The sequence below is a fragment of the Cellulomonas sp. Leaf395 genome (genome assembly GCF_001424125.1).
Lineage (GTDB): Bacteria > Actinomycetota > Actinomycetes > Actinomycetales > Cellulomonadaceae > Cellulomonas.
The window spans coordinates 938,026-959,552 of record NZ_LMQI01000005.1 but is presented as its reverse complement, the minus strand read 5'-3'; the positions used below and the strand labels follow the sequence as shown (position 1 = coordinate 959,552).

18 protein-coding genes and 1 tRNA gene are annotated in these 21,527 nt (G+C 72.7%); 12 read left to right on the top strand and 7 right to left on the bottom strand.

Annotated features, from left to right (window positions below; all coding sequences use genetic code 11):
• Positions 1-99 precede the first annotated feature (99 nt).
• The 6 genes from ASG23_RS18990 to ASG23_RS18965 are packed head-to-tail and all read left to right on the top strand — an operon-like array spanning position 100 to position 7,842.
• The gene (locus tag ASG23_RS18990) at positions 100-762 is read left to right on the top strand and encodes a TetR/AcrR family transcriptional regulator (protein WP_235521252.1); all 663 of its coding nucleotides are present in this window, start codon (positions 100-102) and stop codon (positions 760-762) included.
• Complete coding sequence (locus tag ASG23_RS18985; protein WP_056028228.1) at positions 756-2,501, top strand: ABC transporter ATP-binding protein; 1,746 nt, start codon at positions 756-758, stop codon at positions 2,499-2,501. The genes ASG23_RS18990 and ASG23_RS18985 overlap by 7 nt, the downstream gene beginning before the upstream one ends.
• Positions 2,498-4,474, top strand: a complete 1,977-nt coding sequence (locus ASG23_RS18980) for an ABC transporter ATP-binding protein (protein ID WP_056028225.1) — start codon at positions 2,498-2,500, stop codon at positions 4,472-4,474. Before ASG23_RS18985 ends, ASG23_RS18980 begins: the two co-directional genes overlap by 4 nt.
• A gap of 42 nt (positions 4,475-4,516) precedes the next feature.
• A complete protein-coding gene (locus ASG23_RS18975) occupies positions 4,517-5,740 on the top strand; it encodes an MFS transporter (RefSeq protein WP_056028223.1) in 1,224 nt (407 codons plus the stop codon).
• A gap of 28 nt (positions 5,741-5,768) precedes the next feature.
• Complete coding sequence (locus tag ASG23_RS18970) at positions 5,769-7,010, top strand: endo-1,4-beta-xylanase (RefSeq protein ID WP_056028221.1); 1,242 nt, start codon at positions 5,769-5,771, stop codon at positions 7,008-7,010.
• 4 nt (positions 7,011-7,014) lie between these two features.
• Positions 7,015-7,842, top strand: a complete 828-nt coding sequence (locus ASG23_RS18965) for a TrmH family RNA methyltransferase (protein ID WP_056028218.1) — start codon at positions 7,015-7,017, stop codon at positions 7,840-7,842.
• Position 7,843: 1 nt separating this feature from the next.
• On the opposite strand, the gene ASG23_RS18960 is transcribed toward ASG23_RS18965, so the two are convergent.
• Genes ASG23_RS18960 through ASG23_RS18940 form a run of 5 tightly spaced genes read right to left on the bottom strand, consistent with a single transcriptional unit; the run spans position 7,844 to position 11,936 of the window.
• Positions 7,844-8,776, bottom strand: coding sequence for an alpha/beta hydrolase (locus ASG23_RS18960; RefSeq protein WP_162242709.1), 933 nt, complete (start codon positions 8,774-8,776; stop codon positions 7,844-7,846).
• Positions 8,777-8,810: 34 nt separating this feature from the next.
• Positions 8,811-10,118 (bottom strand): Fic family protein, encoded by a 1,308-nt coding sequence (locus tag ASG23_RS18955; RefSeq protein ID WP_056028212.1) that lies wholly within the window; start codon positions 10,116-10,118, stop codon positions 8,811-8,813.
• A gap of 54 nt (positions 10,119-10,172) precedes the next feature.
• Positions 10,173-10,739, bottom strand: coding sequence for a YbaK/EbsC family protein (locus ASG23_RS18950; RefSeq protein ID WP_056028209.1), 567 nt, complete (start codon positions 10,737-10,739; stop codon positions 10,173-10,175).
• The gene (locus ASG23_RS18945; protein ID WP_056028206.1) at positions 10,736-11,260 is read right to left on the bottom strand and encodes a YbhB/YbcL family Raf kinase inhibitor-like protein; all 525 of its coding nucleotides are present in this window, start codon (positions 11,258-11,260) and stop codon (positions 10,736-10,738) included. Before ASG23_RS18945 ends, ASG23_RS18950 begins: the two co-directional genes overlap by 4 nt.
• Positions 11,261-11,267: 7 nt before the next feature.
• The gene (locus ASG23_RS18940) at positions 11,268-11,936 is read right to left on the bottom strand and encodes a Pr6Pr family membrane protein (RefSeq protein WP_056028203.1); all 669 of its coding nucleotides are present in this window, start codon (positions 11,934-11,936) and stop codon (positions 11,268-11,270) included.
• A gap of 218 nt (positions 11,937-12,154) precedes the next feature.
• Between ASG23_RS18940 and ASG23_RS18935 the strand changes: the two genes are divergently transcribed.
• Genes ASG23_RS18935 through ASG23_RS18925 form a run of 3 tightly spaced genes read left to right on the top strand, consistent with a single transcriptional unit; the run spans position 12,155 to position 18,352 of the window.
• Positions 12,155-13,051: a hypothetical protein gene (locus tag ASG23_RS18935; protein ID WP_157465749.1), complete on the top strand. Its 897-nt coding sequence runs from the start codon at positions 12,155-12,157 to the stop codon at positions 13,049-13,051.
• A complete protein-coding gene (locus ASG23_RS18930) occupies positions 13,048-14,766 on the top strand; it encodes a DNA polymerase Y family protein (protein WP_056028200.1) in 1,719 nt (572 codons plus the stop codon). The genes ASG23_RS18935 and ASG23_RS18930 overlap by 4 nt, the downstream gene beginning before the upstream one ends.
• Positions 14,759-18,352, top strand: coding sequence for an error-prone DNA polymerase (locus ASG23_RS18925; protein WP_056028197.1), 3,594 nt, complete (start codon positions 14,759-14,761; stop codon positions 18,350-18,352). Before ASG23_RS18930 ends, ASG23_RS18925 begins: the two co-directional genes overlap by 8 nt.
• Positions 18,353-18,355: 3 nt before the next feature.
• Here the strand turns inward: ASG23_RS18925 and ASG23_RS18920 are convergent, their stop codons facing one another.
• A complete protein-coding gene (locus ASG23_RS18920) occupies positions 18,356-19,582 on the bottom strand; it encodes an AI-2E family transporter (protein WP_056028194.1) in 1,227 nt (408 codons plus the stop codon).
• 147 nt (positions 19,583-19,729) lie between these two features.
• On the opposite strand from ASG23_RS18920, the gene ASG23_RS18915 reads away from it, so the two are divergent.
• Positions 19,730-19,812, top strand: a tRNA-Leu gene (locus ASG23_RS18915).
• 99 nt (positions 19,813-19,911) lie between these two features.
• Here the strand turns inward: ASG23_RS18915 and ASG23_RS18910 are convergent.
• Complete coding sequence (locus ASG23_RS18910) at positions 19,912-20,721, bottom strand: helix-turn-helix transcriptional regulator (RefSeq protein ID WP_235521250.1); 810 nt, start codon at positions 20,719-20,721, stop codon at positions 19,912-19,914.
• 142 nt (positions 20,722-20,863) lie between these two features.
• On the opposite strand from ASG23_RS18910, the gene ASG23_RS18905 reads away from it, so the two are divergent.
• Together ASG23_RS18905 and ASG23_RS20090 are read left to right on the top strand one after the other, a co-directional pair.
• On the top strand, positions 20,864-21,190 hold the full coding sequence (locus tag ASG23_RS18905) for a hypothetical protein (protein WP_056028188.1): 327 nt from the start codon (positions 20,864-20,866) through the stop codon (positions 21,188-21,190).
• Between the two features lie 167 nt (positions 21,191-21,357).
• Complete coding sequence (locus ASG23_RS20090; RefSeq protein WP_157465748.1) at positions 21,358-21,519, top strand: hypothetical protein; 162 nt, start codon at positions 21,358-21,360, stop codon at positions 21,517-21,519.
• Positions 21,520-21,527: the final 8 nt, after the last annotated feature.

The following is a 21,527-nucleotide window of genomic DNA, read 5'->3' as shown; positions in this document are numbered from 1 at the left end:
GGCCGGATCCGACGACGAGGGTCCGGCCCTCGCCATGTTCGCTCACAGTGAACGAATTGGCCTTGCCGGAGTGAGTGCTCACTCAGTTACAGTCGGCGGATGCAGATGACCACAGGTCCGGTCCGCGGCCGGGCAGCCCCGCTTCCGCCGGACCAGCGTCGCGCCGCGATCCTGCTCGCCGTCCGCCCGGTCCTGCTGGAGCGTGGGGCGGCCGTGACCTCCCGCGAGCTCGCCGAGGCTGCCGGCGTCGCGGAGGGGACGTTGTTCCGGGTGTTCACCGACAAGGTGACGCTCGTGCGTGAGGCGGTGCTCGCCGCCGTCGACCCCGCGGACTCCGTCCCCGAGCTCGCGGCCATCGACCGCTCGCTGCCCCTGCGTGACCGCGTCGCTGCCGTCCTGGCGCAAGGCCTCGCGCGTGTCGGCGAGTCGATGCGCTGGATGGGGCTGCTGCACGAGCTCGAACGAGTGGAGCGCCCGCCCGCCGAGCACCGCGCGGCCGCCGTGCGGATGTGGGGAGCGCGCCAGCAGGCCGGCGCCGAGGCGGTGAACGCGACCATCGCGTGGCTGCTGGAACCCGACGCCGACCGGTTCCGCCTGCCCGTGGACGACGTGATCGAGCTGCTGACCACGGTGCTCATGGGCGCCACGATGCGCACGGTCGAGGCCCGGCGCCGGGGCGTCGACACCCCGTCGCCCGATCCCGGCCGGCTGGCCGACCTGGTCCTGCACGGCGTCCTGACGGAAGGGAGCGGGCGATGCTGATCACCCTGCTGAAGGTGCACCTCAAGCCCTACCAGGGTGCGGTCGTCGCCGTGATCGTGCTGCAGCTGGTCCAGACGATCGCGACGCTGTTCCTGCCCACCCTCAATGCGCGGATCATCGACGACGGCGTGGCGAAGGGTGACACGGCGGAGATCCTGCGGCTCGGCGGCGTGATGCTCGCGGTCAGCCTCGTGCAGGTGCTCGCCGCGGTGGTCGCCGTCTACTTCGGCGCGAGGACGGCGATGGCGTTCGGGCGGGACGTGCGCAAGCGGCTGTTCGGGCACGTGCAGACGTTCTCCGCGCAGGAGGTGGCGACGTTCGGTGCCCCGACGCTGATCACGCGCACGACGAACGACGTGCAGCAGGTCCAGATGGTGGTGCTGCTGACGTTCACCATGATGATCATGGCGCCGATCCTGCTGGTCGGCGGCGTCATCATGGCGATGCGCGAGGACGTCGGGCTGTCCGCGGTCCTGCTGGTCGCCGTGCCCGTGCTCGCGATCGTCATCGCCCTGATCGTCACGCGGATGATCCCGTACTTCCGGTCCATGCAGAAGCGGATCGACGCCATCAACCGGGTGCTGCGTGAGCAGATCGCCGGCGTCCGCGTGGTGCGCGCGTTCGTGCGTGAGCGCCGCGAGGCCGAGCGGTTCGCCGCCACCAACACCGACCTCTACGACACGTCGCTGCGCGTGGGCAAGCTCATGGCGCTGATGTTCCCGGCGGTCATGCTGGTGCTGAACGCGACGACGGTCGCCGTCCTGTGGTTCGGGGCCGAGCGCATCGACGCGGGCGCCCTGATGATCGGGCAGCTCACCGCGTTCCTCTCGTACATCGCCTACATCCTCATGGGCGTCATGATGTCGACGATGATGTTCGTGATGGTCCCGCGGGCCGTCGTGTCCGCCGAGCGCATCGGTGAGGTGCTGGACACCCGGACCTCCGTCGTCCCGCCCGCGCAACCCGCGACGCTGCGGACGGGTGCGCAGTCGCGGCCCGGGCTGCTCGAGCTGCGCGGCGTCGAGTTCCGCTACCCGGGCGCCGAGCGGGCGGTCCTGCACGGGGTCGACCTCCTCGCCGAACCGGGGAAGACGACGGCGATCATCGGCTCCACGGGTGCCGGCAAGACGACGCTGCTCAACCTCGTCCCGCGGCTGTTCGACGTGACCGGGGGCGAGGTCCTCATCGACGGCGTCGACGTGCGCGCGCTCAGCCCGGACCAGCTGTGGGGACAGATCGGGCTCATCCCGCAGAAGCCGTACCTCTTCGCCGGGACCGTGCGGTCCAACCTCGAGTACGGGCGGACGGGGGCGTCTGACGAGGAGCTGTGGCACGCGCTCGAGGTCGCCCAGGCACGCGACTTCGTCGAGGCGCTCGACGGGGGCCTCGACGCACCGATCGCGCAGGGCGGGACCAACGTGTCCGGCGGGCAGCGCCAACGCCTCGCCATCGCGAGAGCCCTGGTCAGACGGCCGAACATCTACCTCTTCGACGACTCTTTCTCGGCACTCGACTACGCGACGGACTCGCGGCTGCGTGCTGCGCTGGCCCCGGAGACGCGCGACGCGACCGTGCTGGTGATCGCGCAGCGCGTCGCCACGATCCGGCACGCGGACAGCATCGTCGTGATGGAGGACGGCCTGGTGGTCGGCGTCGGGACGCACGCCGAGCTGCTGGAGTCCTCGGAGATCTACCAGGAGATCGTGTACTCGCAGGTCAGCGTGGAGGAGGCGGCATGAGCACCGAGACCAGGCGGCTCCCTCCGGCAGCCGCACGTCGTGGCCCCGGCCCGATGATGAACATGGGCATGCCCACCGAGAAGTCGATGAACTTCCGCGGGTCGGCGAAGCGGTTCCTGCGCGAGATGCGTTCCGAGCGGGCGCCGCTGGCCCTCATCGTGGTGCTCGCGATCGCCTCGGTCGTGCTCGCCGTCATCGGGCCGAAGCTGCTGGGCGACGCGACGAACATCATCTTCGACGGCGTCATCGGCACCCAGCTGGGCGAGGCGTTCCCGGCGGGCACCACCACGGACCAGGCCGTCACGGCGCTGCGCGCGAGCGGGGAGGACACGTTCGCGGACGTCGTCGCGGGCAGCGGGGCGGTCCCCGGGGTCGGCATCGACTTCGACCGGCTGTGGCAGCTGCTGATGATCGTGCTGGTCATCTACGTGGGGTCGTTCCTGTTCGGGTGGCTGCAGGGGCGGCTCACCGCCGTGGTCGTGCAGCGGACCGTCTACGCGATGCGCCGGGACGTCGAGGCCAAGCTGTCGCGGCTGCCGCTGCGGTACATCGACTCCCAGCCGCGCGGCGAGCTGCTCAGCCGCGTCACCAACGACATCGACAACGTCGCGCAGACGCTCCAGCAGACGCTCTCGCAGCTCATCACCTCGGTCCTGACCGTGATCGGCGTGCTGGTGATGATGTTCGTCATCTCACCGCTGCTGGCCGTGATCGCGCTGGTCACCGTGCCGTTGTCGATCGCCATCGCCGGGGCCATCGCCAAGCGGTCCCGCCCGCAGTTCATGGAGCAGTGGGCCTGGACCGGCAAGCTCAACGCCCACATCGAGGAGATGTACACGGGCCACTCGCTCGTGACCGTGTTCGGGCGGCAGGCCGAGGCGGCCGAGGTGTTCGCGGAGCGCAACGACAAGCTCTACGACTCCAGCTTCCGGGCGCAGTTCATCTCCGGGATCATCCAGCCGGCGCTCGGCTTCGTCGCCAACCTCAACTACGTCATCGTCGCCGTCGTCGGTGGTCTGCGCGTGGCGTCGGGCACCATGACGCTGGGCGACGTGCAGGCGTTCATCCAGTACAGCCGCCAGTTCACGCAGCCGATCACGCAGATCGCGGCGATGGCCAACCTGCTGCAGTCCGGCGTCGCGTCGGTGGAGCGCGTGTTCGAGCTCCTCGACGCCGACGAGCAGTCTCCCGACCCGGTGGACGCCACGCCGCCCGTCGCGCCGACCCGGGGACGCGTCGCGTTCGAGCACGTGGCCTTCAGCTACTCGCCCGACAAGCCGCTCATCCGCGACCTGTCGCTGGTAGCCGAGCCGGGCCAGACGATCGCGATCGTGGGACCCACGGGCGCCGGCAAGACGACGCTCGTGAACCTGCTCATGCGGTTCTACGAGGTCGACGGTGGACGGATCACCCTCGACGGCATCGACACCCGGGACCTCACGCGGGACGCGCTGCGCTCGCAGATGGGGATGGTGCTGCAGGACACCTGGCTGTTCGGCGGCACCCTCGCCGAGAACATCGCCTACGGCGCGGACGGTGCGACGCAGGAGGAGATCGTCGCCGCCGCCGAGGCCACCCACGTCGACCGCTTCGTGCGGACGCTGCCCGACGGGTACGCCACCGTCGTCGACGACGAGGGCGCCAACGTCTCAGCGGGGGAGAAGCAGCTGCTCACCATCGCCCGGGCGTTCCTGGCCGACCCGGCGATCCTCATCCTCGACGAGGCGACGTCCTCGGTGGACACCCGCACCGAGGTGCTGGTCCAGCAGGCGATGAACGCGCTGCGCCACGGCCGGACGTCGTTCGTCATCGCCCACCGGCTGTCCACCATCCGCGACGCCGACACGATCCTGGTCATGGAGGACGGCGCGATCGTGGAGCAGGGCTCGCACGACGAGCTGCTCGCCGCCGAGGGCGCGTACGCGCGGCTGTACGCGAGCCAGTTCGCCGCGGCGGTGGCGCCGGTGGACTGACCCCGGGATCGGGGGAGTGATCGGGGGACGTACTCTCGGCCCATGCCCAGCCCCACCACCACCGGGTTCCCCCGCGACCGGATGACGGTCGCGTTCTACGGGAGCTTTGTGGTCTGGGGCTGGCTGCTCTACAGCTTCAACCCGAGCGTGCCGCTGCTCGCCGACGAGCTCGGCATCAGCGACGCGCAGGCCGGTCTGCACGGGACCGCGATGGCGGTCGGCGGCATCCTCGCCGCGTTCGTCACGCCGCGGTTCGTGCGCAGCCGCGGCCGGCGCCCCGCGATCCTCGTCGCCTGCGCACTCATCGCCGTCGGCGCGTCCGGCCTGGTGGCGGCCCCGTCGCTCGCCTGGAGCCTGCCCTCGATGGTGGTACTGGCGCTCGGGGGCAACATCGCGATCAGCTCCGCACAGGCCGGTATCGCGCTCCGGCACGGCGGCAAGGCGTCGGCGGCGCTCACCGAGGGGAACGGGATCGGCTCGTCGATCGGGCTCATCGGTCCGCTGGCGGTCGGCGTCTGCGTGGCGATCGGCTGGGGCTGGCGCCCGGCCGTCGCGGTGACCGTCGTGCTCGCCCTCGTCGCGGCGATCGTCGTGTCGCGCATCCCGGTCGGTGGTGCGATGACCGCGCCGCACGTCGCCGACGGAACGCCCTCGCGCGCTGTCCGGGTGCGCACCACGCTGCCCGGCTGGTGCTTCCTGGTGACGATGGTCGCCGCCGTCGCGATGGAGTTCGCCACCACGTACTGGGCGACCGGTCTCGTGCTCGAGCGGACCGGTGCCGGTCCCGGGATCGCGGCAGCGACGACCGCGGGACTGGTGGCGGGGATGTCGGCGATCCGGTTCGTGGTCGGGCCGCTGTCGCTGCGGGTGGCACCGGTGATGCTGCTCGCCGTCGCGTTCGTCGTCGCCATCGGCGGCTGGGCGGTCCTGTGGACCGCGACGACGCCGACCGTCGCGATCGTCGGCCTGTTCGTCGCCGGTCTCGGGTACGGCGCGCAGTACCCGCTGTCCGTCGCGCTCCTGCTCGCCACGGCGCCCGACCGTACGGACGCGATGCAGGCCCGCGCGACGCTTGCGAGCGGCCTGGCCATCGGCGTCGCACCGTTCGCGCTCGGCGCGCTGTCCGACGCCGTCGGGACCCACCGGGCGTTCCTCGTGGTGCCGGTGGTCGCGCTCGTCGGGGCGGTGGTCGCGGTTCTCGGCGGGCGGGCGGCGCGACGAGCCCCGGCCGTCGACCGAGAGGCCGGCGTGGCGGCGAGTCGATAACGTTTTCGACCCGTGGCAGGCTGGCCGGATGCCCACGCTGCAGCACCGGCGCGCCGACGCCGTCGTCACGGTCCTCGATGCCCACGGGCACCCGCTGGCAGACGCCGACGTCGTCGTCGCCCAGGAGCGCCACGCGTTCCTCTTCGGCAACATCGGGTTCGACTTCGTCGCGCTCGCCAACGCGGAGGGCGACGCCGCCGAGCCGCCCCGGTTCGGCGGCGCCTCGGTCGGCTCTGCCGCGGCGCTCGCCGAGCTCTGGTTCGACGTCTTCAACGCAGCGACGCTGCCGTTCTACTGGGGCGGCTTCGAACCCGTCCGCGGACGTCCGGACACCGCGCGCCTTCTGACGGCAGCGCGCTGGTTCACGGACCGCGGGGTGGTGGTCAAGGGGCACCCGCTCGCGTGGCACACCGTCGGCGCGCCGTGGCTCCTCGACCTGACGACGGACCAGATCGCCGACGCCCAGGACGCCCGGATCCGCCGGGAGGTCGCCGACTTTGCCGGGGTGATCGACACCTGGGACGTGATCAACGAGGTCGTGATCATGCCGGTGTTCGACAAGGAGCCCAACGGCCTCACCCGGCTCGCCTGGGACCGGGGGCGCATCCCGACCATCCGGCTCGCGTTCGACGCGGCCCGGCAGACCAACCCGTCGGCCACCCTGCTCCTCAACGACTTCGACATGTCCACCGCCTACGAGTGCCTGATCGAAGGTGTCCTCGAGGCCGGCATCCAGGTCGACGCCCTCGGCCTGCAGAGCCACATGCACCAGGGCTACTGGGGCGAGGAGAAGACGCTCGCCGTTCTCGACAGGTTCGCGCGCTTCGGACTGCCGCTGCACCTGACGGAGACGACGCTGCTGTCCGGGGACCTCATGCCCGCGCACATCGAGGACCTCAACGACCACCAGGTGTCGTCGTGGCCGTCGACCCCCGAGGGCGAGGCGCGCCAGGCCGAGGAGCTCGAGCGGCACTACCGGACCCTGCTCGGGTACCCGGCCGTCCAGGCGGCGACGTACTGGGGGATCACCGACGAGGGCGCCTGGCTCGGCGCACCGGCGGGGCTCGTCCGCGCCGACGGCACGCCCAAGCCCGCGTACGACGCGCTGCGCCGGCTGGTGAAGGACGAGTGGTGGCTGGCGCCGACCACCCTGCGCACGTCCTCCACGGGGCGCGTTCCCGTCAGCGGGTTCCGCGGGACGTACTCGGTGGACGGGGTGCCCTTCGAGCTGACGGGCGACGGGGAGGTCGTCGTCCGGCTGGAAGGATGACCGGGTGCCCGTCGCCTCCCTCCACCCCGTCACCGATCCCGCCGACGAGCGCCTCGCCGACTACGTCTCCCTGACCGACGTCGCGCTGCGCTCGCGCCAGGAGCCGGCCAAGGGCCTGTACATCGCCGAGAGCTCCACCGTCCTCGGACGCGCGCTGGCCGCGGGCCACCGACCGCGGTCGGTGCTGCTGTCGCCGCGCTGGCTCCCCGACCTCGAGCGTCTGCTGGCCGGCCTGCCCGCCGACGGCGCGGTGGTTCCGGTGTACGTCGCCGAGGAGCCCGTGCTCGAAGCGATCACCGGGTTCCACGTCCACCGGGGGGCGCTCGCCGCCATGCACCGGCCGGTGCTGGAGCCGGTCCCCTCGCTGCTGGCCGGTGCCCGGCGGGTCGCCGTCCTGGAGGACATCGTCGACCACACCAACGTCGGCGCCGCCTTCCGGTCCGCGGCAGCCCTCGGCGTCGACGCCGTGCTCGTCACACCGCGCTGCGCCGACCCGCTCTATCGGCGTTCCGTCCGGGTCTCGATGGGCACGGTGTTCCAGGTGCCCTGGACGCGGATCGACCCCTGGCCCGACGGCATCTCCGTGCTGCGTGAGGCGGGGTTCGTCACCGCGGCGCTCGCCCTGTCCGATGACTCGATCACTCTCGACGCCCTCATCGCCGACCCGCCCGACCGGCTGGCGCTCGTGCTGGGTGCCGAGGGGCACGGGCTCAAGCCCGTGACCGTCGCGGAGTCCGACCTGGTGGTCCGGATTCCGATGGCCGGCGGCGTGGATTCGCTCAACGTCGCCGCGGCCGCCGCCGTCGCCTTCTGGGCGACCCGGGTGCCCTGACCTACGCCGGCTCGTCCCGGGGCAGCGTGTAGCGCAGAAAGCCGAGAGTCCTCGACCAGGTCTCCGTGCGGGCGTGCGCCGTGAGGACCGGGTCGCCGCCGTTGCGGAACATGACCCCGGGACCCGGGCTCAGACTGCCGGCGATGGCGCCCGGTGGTCCGGCGATCAGGTGCCCGACGGAGTCGAGGACGACGTTGGCCCAGGGGTACGGGTGGTCGGCCAGGCGGTCGGCGGCGACCCGGCTGTACGCGGGGGAGTCCCACATCTGGTCGTCGCCGGCGGCCACGAGGAGGACACCGCCGCGGATGCGCTCGACCGGGATGCTGATTCGATCCAGCGCGTCCGGATCCGTCGGCAACGCGGCGAACCCGTCGCGCAGCGCCACCGGTTCGTGGCGTTCGATCGTCGCGACGAGCTCGGGCGTGACCTCGTACGGCAGGGACGGCAACGGTTCGCCGTCGACGGTCCAGGCCGGCCCGGACGACCGCAGGATCGCGTCCAGCCGTCCGGCGTCGTAGTCGATGCCGGGTGTGACCACCCCGCTGCCGACGATGCTGACCACCGACCCGACCCGCTCGTCCCGGCTGCCCACCAGGAGCGCGGCCTCTCCGCCACGGGACCCGCCGAGCAGCCCGATCGAGCCCGGCCCGAAACCCTGCGCCTCGAGCAGGTCGAGCGCCCGGCCGAAGTACTCGAGAGGCACGTCGAGCAGGGTGGACGGGACGCCGGGGGCGCCGAAGTAGGCGAGGGCGAGCGCCGCGAAGCCCTCCTCCGCGAGCGCGACGGCGTCCCGCTCGTGCATCCCGCCCTCGGAGCCGCCGATCACGACGACCGCGCACTGCGCACCCGAGGCGGGTCGCGCCAGCACGCCCGCGATCCCGTGCGCGCGGCACACCGCGCGGTCCCTGATGACGCGGTGGGTCGTGCGGCTCATGCCGGGCACCCTAGCGACGGCCGCCCCGTCCGCGTCAGCGGTGCTGACCGCGGTGGCCCCGCGGCAGGCGGCACGTCCGCCCTGCGCGGGGGAGCCAGGCACCGCACGCGGTCTCGACCTCCGGGTCGAGCGCTGCCACGGGGACGTCGGCGGCCGAGGAGGCGTCGGCGTCGGCGGCGGTGCCTGGTTCCGCGATGAGGTCCAGCAGCCCGGTGGCCACGTAGACGGTCCGTGTCCGGTCCGCCTTCCTGTCCGGTCGGAGCACGCCCGCGGCGGCCAGCGAGTCCAGGGCGTTGCGGGCTGCGAGCGCGGTGACCTGGTACCTGGCCGCGGCGGTCGCGGCATCGAGAACGGGGTGCGTCGGCAGGTCGGTGACCACCCGGTGCGCCACCCCGCGCCGGACGCGGCCGGTCGACGACCTGTCCCGCAGGTAGGCGTCGAGGGCCTCGGTCTGCCGGCGCTGCCAGTGCGACACCTGGCCCGACAGCCGGAGCGCGTCGTCGGCGGCGGCGACGACGGCTCTGGCGATCACCTGCACGACGGCGAGGCCCTGATCGCCCTGCCGGTACGCGTCGAGCGCGGCGTAGTAGCGCCCGCGGTCGCGGAACAGCGCGGTGCTGACGGGCAGCGTGATCTGCGGGGCGACGCCGTAGCGAGCCAGGACCGTCCCGATGAGCACCCGGCCCGCGCGGCCGTTGCCGTCGGTGAACGGGTGGATGGTCTCCAGCTGGGCGTGCGCGAGGGCTGCGGCGAGCACGGGCCGGTGCCGGCGTGAGGACAGGTAGGCGTCCAGGTCCTCGAGGAGCTCCGGCACCAGCTCGTGGGGCGGCGCGTTGTAGTGCGCCTCCAGCGGTGTCCGGCCACCGATCCAGACGGGCTCGGCGCGGACGCCGGCGTGCCGGGGGGTGATCAGTCGTTGCAGCTCGACGACGTCCCGCACGAGGGACACGTCCGGATCCAGGGCGCGCTCCACGGAGGCCCGCACCGCGTGCAGGGTGCGGGCGACCGTGACGGCGGCCTCGCGGCCGCGCGCGACGAAGTCGGCGACGGCGACCGCCCGCGGCGTCGGCTCGTAGCCCTCGATGAGGGACGACGCAGCCGCCTCGGATCGCACGAGCAGGTCACCGATCTGCCCGAGACCGGTGTGCACGGCGAGGTCGGCAGCCTCCCGGGCGCGGCCCTCCGCCTCGTCCAGCAGTGCGACGGCGTGCGGGGCGAGGGGGACGTCGAGGTCGAGCAGGGAGTCGGGGACGAACGCCTGGTAGGTGCCAGAGCGCGTGAATCGGCGCGGGACGCCGTCCGTCACGCGTGGCGTCCACGGCTGCGTGACGTAGGTGCCCATGCTCACCTCCCCGGTAGCCTCGTAAAGTTGTTTCCGATGCTACTCGAGGAAAGTTTAAGCGAGCGCGAGCCCGTCGATGACGTCGACTCCGGGCGCCCCGGCGAGCAGGGCTCCGGGCAGCGCGATCTTCGAGCGACGGATCCCGCTGCCGATGATGACGGTCGGTCCGGCGTCGGGGTCGTCCACCGCGACGCGGCCGTCCACCAACACGCGGTAGCGGGCAGGCAGGCCGAGAGGGGTGATGCCGCCGTACTCCATGCCCGACTCCTCGACCGCGCGGTCCATGGGCAGGAACGACGCCTTGCGGACGTCGAGCAGCCGCTTGACCGTGGCGTTCACGTCCGCGCGTGTCGTGGCCCGCACGACGGCCGCAGCGACCCGCTCCTCGCCCTCGCGGCGGCCCGCGACGAGGACGCAGTTGGCGGACGCCGCCGGCGGCAGCTGATAGGCCTCGGTGAGCGCAGCGGTGTCCGCCAGGGCGGGGTCGATCTCCGTCACCAGGACGGCATCGGCCACGGTCGGATCCTGCGCGACCCAGGCCTCGATCGCGGCGAGCGTGGAGACGGCGAGCAGGTCGGGGCGGTCGAGCGCGCGCACCCAGGTCAGCGTGCCGAGCGTCACCGCTGGTACGTCCCGACGAGCACGGCACGCGCGAGCGTGTGGAACAGCACGGCCGTGTTCGCGGCGCCCGGCATCGTCTCCGGGCCGAGCCCGAGCGACGGGACGTCGAGGGCGTGCACGACGAAGAAGTACCGGTGCACCTGGTCGCCGGGCGGGGGAGCCGCTCCCACGTAGCGGGCCTCGCCGTCGTCGCCGCGCAGCGCGAACGCCCCGGCGGGCAGGTCCGCACCTCTGGCCAGCGACGTGGTGGTGACCGGGACGTCGACCACGGTCCAGTGCCACCAGCCGGCCGGCCCCGGGGCGTCGGGGTCGAAGCAGCTCACCATGAACGACCGCGTGGCGTCGGGAAAGCCCTCCCACGACAGCTGGGGCGAGACGTTGCTGCCGGCGTCGGTGTTGGTGTGGATGTCGGGGAGTCGCTCGCCAGGCCTGATGTCCTCACTGGTCAGGGTGAAGTCGGGGACCGACGGGAGCAGCGAGTAGGGGTCGGGGGCGACGGGACGGGTGAGGTTCACGGCCATCCCGACATCATGGCGCGGGGACCAGCGGCTCGCTCGTGGTCGTCTCGGGCTCCGGGCGCCCGACGAGCGCCCGGGACGGCAGGAGCCGGTCGAGGCCGACGAGCGCGAGACCCAGGACGAAGAAGCCCACGCCGTAGATCAGCACGTTCAGCAGCAGCCCGCCGTAGCCCAGCTCGGAGACGTCGACGAACCCGTACGGGTACTCGCTGGCCGGGCTGAGCACGCCGCGAAGGGTGGAGAACGCGCAGTACGCCACCGGGTAGAGCAGCCAGTACGCCGCGTTCCGGATGCGCAGGCTCCGGTGCGGGACCATCAGCACGAAGTGCACGAACGCCGCGATCGGCGTCAGCCGGTGCACGATCTGGTCCCGGGTCAGGCCGAGCGCGACGATCTCCTCGCCGGGGGGCGCCGGGTCGAGGATGAGGTAGGAGACCAGCCCGGTGATGAGGATGAAGAGGGTCACCGCGCCGAACAGCCAGGGAGCCGGTTCCCTGCGTCGGGTGAGCACCGCGACGCCGCCCCAGAGCATCACGACCGCCAGCAGCAGGTTGGACTGGTTGGTGAAGTAGACGTAGTCCTCGAGGTCGAACGTCAGCCCGGTGCTGGGCGCCCAGAACAGCGCGAGCAGGCCGATCGCCGCCAGCGCGAGGCGGTAGGTCCCGACGACGACTCGCATGACGTGCCTCTCTGCTGGACGCCCCCGACCACGCTGCCGGGCGACGAGAACATAGCCGAGACCTGCGACATCGCGGCGGCTGGCACGCCGTCTGTCGGCCGACCGGGCGACAGCGGATTGACAGTGCCGGAGTGTCAGCGTGTACTGAGATACTTCGAACAGATGTTCGATGAGGTCTCCGGGAGCACCCTCTCATCGGCTGATCGGGAGGAGGTCACATGGCTGTCGGGATGGCTGTCGGGATGGCTGTCGGCACCATGTCGCGCGAGGACCGGGCCGTGCTCGCGCGGGCCGCGCTCGCGCGCGCCGAGCAGCGCACGGGGGCGCGCAGCGTGCTGCCGCTGGGCGGGCTCGCGGCCATGGAGGAGCCTGCCGGGCCGCCTGGACGAGGCACCGCCGTCGTGACGGAGGTGGGCCACACCGACCCGGAGGCGGTCGCCGCCCCCACGCTGGTGTCGCTGCCGCACCGGCCCGAGGTCCCCGCCGAGCAGCCGACCACCGGGATCATCACCAGCGAGCGCCCGCCGATGGCGGTCCCGCCGCCGCTGGCCCCGATCCTGCCCGAGGGGCTGCGCCGCGGTGGCACCACGGTGGTCACCGGGTCGACGTCGCTGGTGCTGGCCGTGCTCGCGCACGCGTGCGCCGGCGGGGCGTGGGCGGCCGTCGTCGGCCAGCCGACCATCGGGCTGCTCGCGGCTGCCCAGGCAGGGGTGTCGCTCGACCGGCTGGCCGTGGTCCCGCGCCCGGGCCTCGAGGCGCCGACCGTGGTGGCCGCGCTGCTCGACGGTGTGGACGTCGTGGTGGTCGGACCCGAGGCCGCCCTGACCGACACCGAGCGCCGCAAGCTGTCCGCACGTGCACGAGACCGAGGTTCGGTGCTCCTGTCGACGGTCGACTGGCCAGGCGCCGCGGTGGTGCTCACGGTCGAGTCGGGCCGGTGGACGGGGATCGACGCGGGTGAGGGGCGTCTGCGCACGCACGAGATCCGGCTGGTCCGCACCGGGCGGGGGAGCGCCGCCGTGCCGCGCGCGCTCGACCTGACCCTGCCGATCGGCTCGACACCAGAGCCACGGGTCGAGGCCACGGCGCCGCCCGGTCTGAGGCTCGTCGGGTGAGCACCCGCACGACCGTCCTGTGGGTCCCGGACTGGCCGGTGGTGGCCGCCGCGACGTCCGAGGAGGTGCCGCCGCACGTGCCGACCGCGGTGCACGACGGGCGGCAGCTCACCGCGGTGTCCGCCCTCGCGCGGGCGGAAGGCGTGCGCCGGGGGATGCGGCGTCGGCAGGCGCAGGGGGTCTGCCCCGAGCTGGTGCTGCTGCCCGCCGACGACGCCCGGGACGTGCGGCTGTTCGAACCGGTCGCGGCGGCCGCCGAGACGGTGGTGGCGGGCATCGAGGTGGTCCGCGCCGGGATGCTCCTGCTGCCCGCGGGCGGCGCCAGCCGGTACCACGGCTCCGAGGACGCCCTGGCGGAGAAGCTCATCGACGCGGTCGCGGAAGGCTCAGGCCACGAGTGCGCGGTCGGCACCGCGGACGGGCTGCTGGCGGCGGTGCTGGCCGCCCGGACCGGTGCGGTGGTGTCCCCGGGGGCGTCGGCCGCCTACCTGGCGCCGCGCGCGATGGACGAGCTGGTGCACGCGGCGGTCACCGACGAGGCGGCGTCCGCGGTGGCCCAGCTGGTGGACCTGCTGCACCGCCTGGGACTGCGGCAGCTCGGCCACCTCGCCGCACTGCCTCCCACGGACGTGCACGCCCGCTTCGGACGGCTCGGCGCGTGGGCGCAGCTGCTCGCACGCGGGGACGACGAGCGCCCACCCGCTCGTCGCCGGCCGGAGGCGGACCTCGAGGTGGCCGCCGACCTCGACCCCCCGCTCGACCGGGTCGACTCGGCGACGTTCGCCGGCCGCCGGCTGGCCGAGGAGCTCCACGCGCTGCTCGTGCAGCACTCGGTGACCTGCGGCCGTCTGCAGATCTCCGCACGCACCGACGAGGGCACCGACCTGGTGCGGACCTGGCGCACCGACCTCGGCGGCTGGGGTGGGCTGACCCCGGCGCGGATCACCGACCGGATCCGCTGGCAGCTGGAGGGGTGGCTGGCCTCCAGCGCGGTGGAGACGGCCCGGGCGCGTGCGGCCGACGACCCCGCCGCCCGTGCCCGCGCGCGGACGGCCCGGGACGCCGTCACGTCGGGCAGGGACCCCTGGGCGCACGACGACCTGCCGACCGACCCCTGGCATGACGAGGCCTCGCGGGCGATCAGTCTGGTCCACCTCGCGGTCACCGCCCTCGACGTCGCCTCGGCAGGGGCCGAGCAGGGACGGCTGTGGGGTGGGCCGTCAGGCGGTGACCTGCGCGCACACCGGGCGCTCGACCGGGTGCAGGGGATCGTCGGTGGGTCGGGGCTCCTCGTCGCGACCCTGCAGGGCGGGCGCGACGTGCGTGACCAGGTGCACCTGCAGCCGTGGGGTGAGCAGACCGAGCCGGCACGTCCCGTGGACCGACCCTGGCCCGGCCGGCTGCCGGACCCCGCACCCGCGACCGTCCTGGACCCGCCCGAGCGGGTCGACGTGCGGGACGCGTCGGGAGCGCCGGTGGTCCTCGACGTGCGCAGCGGGATGCGCGGGGAACCCGCCTGGGTGTGGTCGGCCGACGGCGGACGGCGTGCCGTCGTGGGATGGGCCGGACCGTGGCTGCTGAGCGAACGGTGGTGGGTGGCTGCCGACGACCGCCCCGGTCTGCGGGCACACCTGCAGGTGACGTTCGACGACGGTCGCGCGGTGCTCCTGGCGTGCACGGCGGGCGGCTGGACGTGCGAGGCGACGTATGACTGAGACGTCTGCTCACTTTCCGCCGCGGTACGCGGAGCTGCACGCACACTCCGCCTTCAGCTTCCTCGACGGCGCCAGCCAGCCGGAGGAGCTCGCCGCGGAGGCGTCCCGGCTGGGGCTGCGCGCGCTCGGGCTCACCGACCACGACGGGCTCTACGGCGTGGTGCGGTTCGCGCAGGCGGCCAAGGCGGTCGGGCTGCCGACCGTGTTCGGGGCGGAGCTGCACCTGCCCGCACCGGACGGGCGTCGGCACCCTCGGGAGAAGGCCAGAGCCACCCCGGGGCCGCCGGTGCTGGACCTGCCGACGGGCGTCCCGGACCCGCGGGCGTCGCACCTGCTCGTCCTCGCCCGCGGACCTGACGGCTACCGCGCCCTGTCCCGCGCGATCGCGGAGGCACACCTGCGGACCGGCACGAAGGGCGCTGCGGACTACCGGTTGGAGGAGCTGGCGGCGACCGCGGCCGGGCGGTGGCTTGTGCTCACCGGCTGCCGCAAGGGATCTGTGCGACGGGCGCTCGCGGGCGGGGACCCGTCGGGGGTCGCGGGGGTGAGCCCCACCGGGGTGCAGGCGGCACGGATCGAGCTCGACCGGCTCGTCGCACTGTTCGGCCGTGACAACGTGGCCGTCGAGGTCACCGCGGTGGGGGACCCGTACGACACCGACCGCGCCGACGCCCTGGCACACCTCGCTGCCGATGCCGGGCTCCCGCTCGTCGCCACCGGGAACGTGCACTACGCCACCCCGCGCGACGCCGACCTGGCTGCCGCGCTCGCCGCGGTCCGTGCCCGGTCGTCGCTGGAGGACCTGGACGGCTGGCTGCCCGGCGGCCCGATGGCGCACCTGCGCTCGGCCACCGAGATGCTCGCGCTGCACCGTCGGCACCCCTCGGCCGTGGTGACCGCGGCAGACCTGGCCGACGAGTGCGCGTTCGACCTGTCCCTCGTCGCGCCGCAGCTCCCGCCCTACCCGGTGCCACCGGGCCACACGGAGGCCACCTGGTTGCGCGAGCTGGTCCGTCAGGGTGCACTCGAGCTGTACGGGCCGCCGGAGTCGGAGAAGGTGCCCGGCGCGTACGCGCAGCTCGCGCACGAGCTGACGGTCATCGAGGACCTCGGTTTCCCGGGGTACTTCCTGGTGGTCTACGACCTGGTCGACTTCTGCCGGCGAAACGGGATCATGGCGCAGGGCCGCGGCTCCGCCGCAAACTCCGCGGTCTGCTACGCGCTGCGGGTCACCGCCGTGGACGCGGTGCGGCACGGTCTGCTGTTCGAGCGGTTCCTGGCGCCGGAGCGCGACGGGCCGCCGGACATCGACGTGGACATCGAGTCGGCCCGTCGCGAGGAGGTCATCCAGTACGTCTACGACAAGCACGGCCGGACGCACGCCGCGCAGGTGGCCAACGTCATCTCCTACCGGCCGCGGTCGGCGGTCCGGGACGCCGCCCGGGCGCTCGGGTACGACGCGGGTCAGCAGGACGCGTGGGCGCAGTCGATCGAGCGGTGGGGGAGCCTGCGACCGGCCCCGCCGCCGCCGCCCGAGAAGCCGTCCTCCAGCCGCCGGCCGCCCCGTCCGCACGTCGGCCACACCGGGCCGGTGCCCGACCAGCCCGTCGCCGTCACCACCGCGCGCGACGAGCGCCGGCGTACGCAGGCGTCGATGTGGGGCAACACGTGGGAGCCGCCGTCGGTGCTCCGCGCCCCGAAGGGCGTCGACACGCCGGGTCTGGCCACCGCCGACGGCCACGACATCGTCCCGGTGATCCTGCCGCCGTCGGCCAGCGATCTCGACGAGATCCCCGAGCACGTCATCGACCTGGCGGACCGGTTCCTGCGCCTGCCGCGGCACCTCGGCATCCACTCGGGCGGGATGGTCATGTGCGACCGGCCCGTCATCGAGGTGTGCCCCGTGGAGTGGGCGCGGATGCCGGGACGCACGGTGCTGCAGTGGGACAAGGAGGACTGCGCGGACGCGGGGCTGGTCAAGTTCGACCTGCTGGGCCTCGGCATGCTCACCGCGCTGCGGATCGGGTTCGGGTTCGTGCACGAGCACGAGGGCAAGGAGCTGGACCTGCACGGGCTGCCCGCGGAGGACGTTCGGGTGTACGACCTGCTCAGCGCCGCGGACACCGTCGGGGTGTTCCAGGTGGAGTCGCGCGCCCAGATGGGCACCCTGCCGCGCCTGCAGCCGCGGACGTTCTACGACATCGTCATCGAGGTCGCGCTCATCCGTCCCGGCCCCATCCAGGGCGGCTCGGTCCACCCGTACATCGAGCGCGCGCACGGCCGCCAGCCCGTCACGTACCTGCACCCGCTGCTGGAGAAGTCGCTGGCCAAGACCAAGGGCGTGCCCCTGTTCCAGGAGCAGCTCATGCAGATGGCCATCGACGTCGCCGACTTCACGCCCGCCGAGGCCGACCAGCTGCGCCGGGCGATGGGCTCGAAGCGGTCGACCGAGCGGATGGAGGCGATGCGCGGCCGGCTGATGTCCGGCATGGCCGGGCACGGGATCGACGAGAAGACCGGGCAGGAGATCTTCGACAAGCTCAAGGCGTTCGCCGACTTCGGGTTCCCCGAGTCGCACGCGTACTCGTTCGCGTTCCTGGTCTACGCGAGCGCGTGGCTCAAGGTGTACCACCCGGCGGCGTTCTACGCGGGGCTGCTCGCGGCGCAGCCGATGGGCTTCTACTCGCCGCAGAGCCTGGCCGCGGACGCCCGCCGGCACGGCCTGGAGGTGCTGCGCCCGGACGTGCAGGCGTCCGACGTGCAGGCCTGCGTGGAACGCCTGGGGCCGACGCCTGCGGGCGGTGAGCCGCAGCTCGTGCCGACGCCGAGCGGGACCGGTCCGGTCACTGCTCCGGGGGTGCGGACGGGCGACGGCGCGCGGTCGCTCGCGGTCCGGCTCGGGCTGGCGTCGGTGCGGTCGGTGGGGGAGGACGTCGCACAGCGGGTGGTCGACGAGCGCCGCTCGCACGGCCCGTTCGCCGACCTGCGGCAGCTGGTGCGGCGGGTGCAACTGTCCACCGCGCAACTCGAGTCCCTGGCCACAGCAGGAGCGCTCGAGTGCCTGGGTGTGACTCGCCGTGAGGCCTTGTGGGCGGCCGGCGCGCTCGCGCAGGAGGGACCGGACACGCTGCCCGGGGTCTCGGTCGGGGTGAGCGCACCCACGCTGCCGGGACTGAGCGACGTCGAGATCGCGACGGCGGACGTGTGGGCGACGGGCGTGTCCGTGGACTCCTACCCCACGCAGTTCGTCCGGGACGGGCTCGATGCGGCCGGTGTCCTGCGGGTCGAGCAGGCGTACACGCACGAGATCGGTCGACGGGTGGCGGTCGCCGGTGTGGTCACGCACCGGCAGCGACCCGGCACCGCCGGCGGGGTCACGTTCCTGTCCCTCGAGGACGAGACCGGGCTCCTCAACGTCATCTGCTCGGCAGGTCTGTGGCAGAAGTTCCGCAAGGTCGCCCGCACGTCCCGTGCGCTCGTCGTGCGTGGCCGGCTGGAACGCTCCGACGGGGCGACCAACCTGGTCGCGGAGCACCTGACACCGATGTCGCTGAGGGTCAGGTCGGCGTCGCGGGACTTCCGGTGAGGCTCAGGGCTGCTTGACGACCTCGTCGTCGTCGATCTCCGCCACCTCGTCGACCGGCTCGACGTCGTCGTCCGACTCGTCCTCGTCCATCGGCGGGTCCAGGGTGCGCAGCCGGGAGAAGATCGCCCAGCACACGGCCACCAGCGGCACGGAGATCACCGCGCCGAGGATGCCCGCGGTCAGGGTTCCGGCGGTGACGGCCAGCGCGATGACCACCGGGTGGATCGACACCTGCTTGCCCATCACGATCGGCTGCAGGATGTGCCCCTCGAACTGACCGATCAGGGCGATGCCGATACCGACCAGCGCCGCGGACAGCAGACCGTTCGCGGCGAGCGCCACGATCATCGCGATGACCATCGCCAGCGGGGCGCCGATCAGCGGGATGAACGCACCGATGAACACGAGCACGGCGAGCGGCGCGGACAGGGGGACGCGCAGCACGCTCAGCAGGATGAAGGCCAGCATGCCGTCGGTGACCGCGATGATCACCGTGCCGCGCGTGTACCCCGAGAACGTGTACCAGCCGGCGCCACCGGCGGTCTTCCAGCTGTCGCGCACACGGGAGGGGAGCTGGTTGAGGAACCACGTCCACATCTCCCGGCCACGTGCCAGGAAGAACACCGTGCAGAAGATGGCGAGGGCGAGCGCCGTGAACACCTCGACCACCGAACCCGCACCTGCGGCCGCCTGGCCGGCCAGGTCACCGGCGTGCTCCTGCACCCACTGCTGACCGTTGCTGACCCACTCGGCCATCTGGTCGTTGGTGATGCTGAACGGCAGCGGCCCGTTCTCCAGGAAGTCGGTGATCTGCCCGATGCCGTCGCTGAACTGCTCCGTCAGGTCGGTCCACTGGTTGGCGATGGAGTACCCGACGTAGGTCAGCAGGCCGAGGAAGAAGACGATGCCCCCGAGAATGGCGAGCGCCGTGGACAGCCCCCGTGGCAGCCAGCGGGCCAGGAACTCGACCGCAGGGCGCAGGACCGCGGTGAAGACCAGGGCGAGGAAGACCGCCACGAAGAGCAGCTGCACCTGGCCCGTGGCGTAGAAGATCAGCGCGACCATCGCGATGACGACGAGCAGCCGCCACGACACCCCCGCCGCGCCACGCAACCAGCGCGGGGCGGTGTGCTCCGCGCCGTAGACGCTCGGATTGCGCCGGGCGCCCGCGACCTTCCGCGCCGTCGGACTCGACGGACCGCGTCCGCTCGAGCTGCTGGCGTCGGTCATCGGGCTCCCTGCATCACGGCCGGAGGCATCCAGGTCACGGTGCCTGCGGCCAGTCTGCCCCGGGCGGCCGATGCGTGCTCGCCCGCCGCGCCGTGCTATCTTTTCTGCCGCACCTGAGGGCGCCTCCGGGTGCCCTGCGGTCCACCTGTCCGGGTGGCGGAATGGCAGACGCGCTAGCTTGAGGTGCTAGTGCCCGAAAGGGCGTGGGGGTTCAAGTCCCCCTCCGGACACTCGTTGAGACAGCGACGGATGAGGCCCTGACCAGCAGAAATGCCGGTTGGGGCCTTCTCTGTGGCGGCGCCTCCGGTCGCGCAGGATCCCGCGGTCACTCAGGGCATGTCGGGCGGGGCGTCCGGCCGGACGAGTCCCGACTCGTAGGCGGCTACCACCACCTGGGTTCGGTCCCGCAGACCCAGCTTGCGCAGGATGCTGGCGACGTGGGTCTTGACCGTCCACTCGCTGATCACCAGCGCGCCAGCGATCTCCGCGTTCGACATCCCGGTCGCGATCGCCCGGGTGATCTCGAGCTCCCGACCGGTCAGCGCGGCCAGATCGCTTGGGGCCGGCGGCGGCGCACCGGCGGCCCGCCGCCGCTCCGCCTCGCCGAGCAGAAGGGTCGCCTCCGCCAACCGCTGTTCCAGGTCGCGGTTGTCTCCCGCGACCCGCTGGAGCTGCCCGGACCGCTGAGCCACGACAAAGCCCGTCAGCCATGCCGATCCGTAGACGATCGCCATGAAGGCGCCGTCACCCTCGGCCTTGGCGAGGAGCGCGACCGCCACCAGGATGGTTGCGGCACTCACAGCCGCTGACCTGGCGCCGCCGGCGAAGGCACTGCTCGAGTAGGCAGCCACGAGCATCGCGGCAAGGGTCGCCAGTCCTTCGGTCGGTGTGGTGAGCATGCTCTGGAGGACGGCCGCTCCGAACACGACGACGAGAACCGCGACGGGCGCCGTACGACGCAGTGCCAGCGGCAGAGTCATCGCCAGCGTGGTGACCGAGAGGACCGGACGCGAACCGGTCACCTCCCCGACGCCGGGCACCAGAGCAGGCGCCCAGATCTCGATCTGGGTGGCGAGCGTCAGAGCCGCCGCCACCACGATGTCCACCGTGGTCGGCCGGCGATCCGACGTCCATCTCATGGGCGGGACGGTACCCAGGTCACGGTGCCTCCGGACGTCACTCTCGAGGGTGAGATCGGCCAGGACCGCTCTCAGGAGCGATGCCGCGCGGCCGCGTGCGCACCCATGGTGGACGTCCGAACCACACACCCCGGAGGTCACCATGGCTCGACTCACCACCAAGCTCCTGTACGCCGCACTTCTGGGCCAGCTGGTCGCCCAGCTCGGGTGGATCGACCCGTTGTTCATCCCACTGGTCCTGGCCGGTCCGCTGCTGACCGGAGCGATTCTCGCCTCGCGGCGCGTCAGCTACGCGTGGGTGGCGGTCCTCTGGGCGAGCACCGGGGTCGGCATGGCGTGGTCTGACTGGGTCGTCAACCGGTCGGACGTCGCCTTCCACCTGGCGCTCGCCGTGCTGATGCCGCTCCTGGCGGGCATCGGGTGGGGAGTCGTCCACCTGACCCGCCGCCGACAGCTGCCTGCGGCCTGATGGCATGAACCTGGACCTCGACGCGCTTGGCCCGGTCACAGGCTCGGCCGGAAGAGACCACCCGACAAGGGGCGCGCAAAGTGGGGCGGCTATTTGCACGACTTGCCCGAGGCAAGGTCAGTAGGCTGCCAGAAGCCGCTTCGACCGCCTCTGCGAGGAAGTCTCCGATGCCCGTCTGGATCGTCCTGGTGCTGGGCGGCACGGCTCTCGCTGTGCTCGGGCTCGCTGGGCTGGGCAGCATCCTCCTGTGGGTCGGCGCCTACATCGTCCTGAGCGGGATCGTCATGACGATCGTCAGTCTTCGTCGCACCCGACGGCAGAGACCGTAGAGGCGCGC

What these genes read in the sequence shown, in the direction of transcription:
- ASG23_RS18990 (WP_235521252.1), top strand. Translation starts at nt 100, where the DNA reads ATGCAGATGACCACAGGTCCGGTCCGCGGCCGGGCAGCCCCGCTTCCG.
- ASG23_RS18985 (WP_056028228.1), top strand. Translation starts at nt 756, where the DNA reads ATGCTGATCACCCTGCTGAAGGTGCACCTCAAGCCCTACCAGGGTGCG.
- ASG23_RS18980 (WP_056028225.1), top strand. Translation starts at nt 2,498, where the DNA reads ATGAGCACCGAGACCAGGCGGCTCCCTCCGGCAGCCGCACGTCGTGGC.
- ASG23_RS18975 (WP_056028223.1), top strand. Translation starts at nt 4,517, where the DNA reads ATGCCCAGCCCCACCACCACCGGGTTCCCCCGCGACCGGATGACGGTC.
- ASG23_RS18970 (WP_056028221.1), top strand. Translation starts at nt 5,769, where the DNA reads ATGCCCACGCTGCAGCACCGGCGCGCCGACGCCGTCGTCACGGTCCTC.
- ASG23_RS18960 (WP_162242709.1), bottom strand. Translation starts at nt 8,776, where the DNA reads ATGAGCCGCACGACCCACCGCGTCATCAGGGACCGCGCGGTGTGCCGC.
- ASG23_RS18955 (WP_056028212.1), bottom strand. Translation starts at nt 10,118, where the DNA reads ATGGGCACCTACGTCACGCAGCCGTGGACGCCACGCGTGACGGACGGC.
- ASG23_RS18945 (WP_056028206.1), bottom strand. Translation starts at nt 11,260, where the DNA reads ATGGCCGTGAACCTCACCCGTCCCGTCGCCCCCGACCCCTACTCGCTG.
- ASG23_RS18940 (WP_056028203.1), bottom strand. Translation starts at nt 11,936, where the DNA reads ATGCGAGTCGTCGTCGGGACCTACCGCCTCGCGCTGGCGGCGATCGGC.
- ASG23_RS18935 (WP_157465749.1), top strand. Translation starts at nt 12,155, where the DNA reads ATGGCTGTCGGGATGGCTGTCGGGATGGCTGTCGGCACCATGTCGCGC.
- ASG23_RS18925 (WP_056028197.1), top strand. Translation starts at nt 14,759, where the DNA reads ATGACTGAGACGTCTGCTCACTTTCCGCCGCGGTACGCGGAGCTGCAC.
- ASG23_RS18920 (WP_056028194.1), bottom strand. Translation starts at nt 19,582, where the DNA reads ATGACCGACGCCAGCAGCTCGAGCGGACGCGGTCCGTCGAGTCCGACG.
- ASG23_RS18910 (WP_235521250.1), bottom strand. Translation starts at nt 20,721, where the DNA reads ATGAGATGGACGTCGGATCGCCGGCCGACCACGGTGGACATCGTGGTG.
- ASG23_RS18905 (WP_056028188.1), top strand. Translation starts at nt 20,864, where the DNA reads ATGGCTCGACTCACCACCAAGCTCCTGTACGCCGCACTTCTGGGCCAG.
- ASG23_RS20090 (WP_157465748.1), top strand. Translation starts at nt 21,358, where the DNA reads ATGCCCGTCTGGATCGTCCTGGTGCTGGGCGGCACGGCTCTCGCTGTG.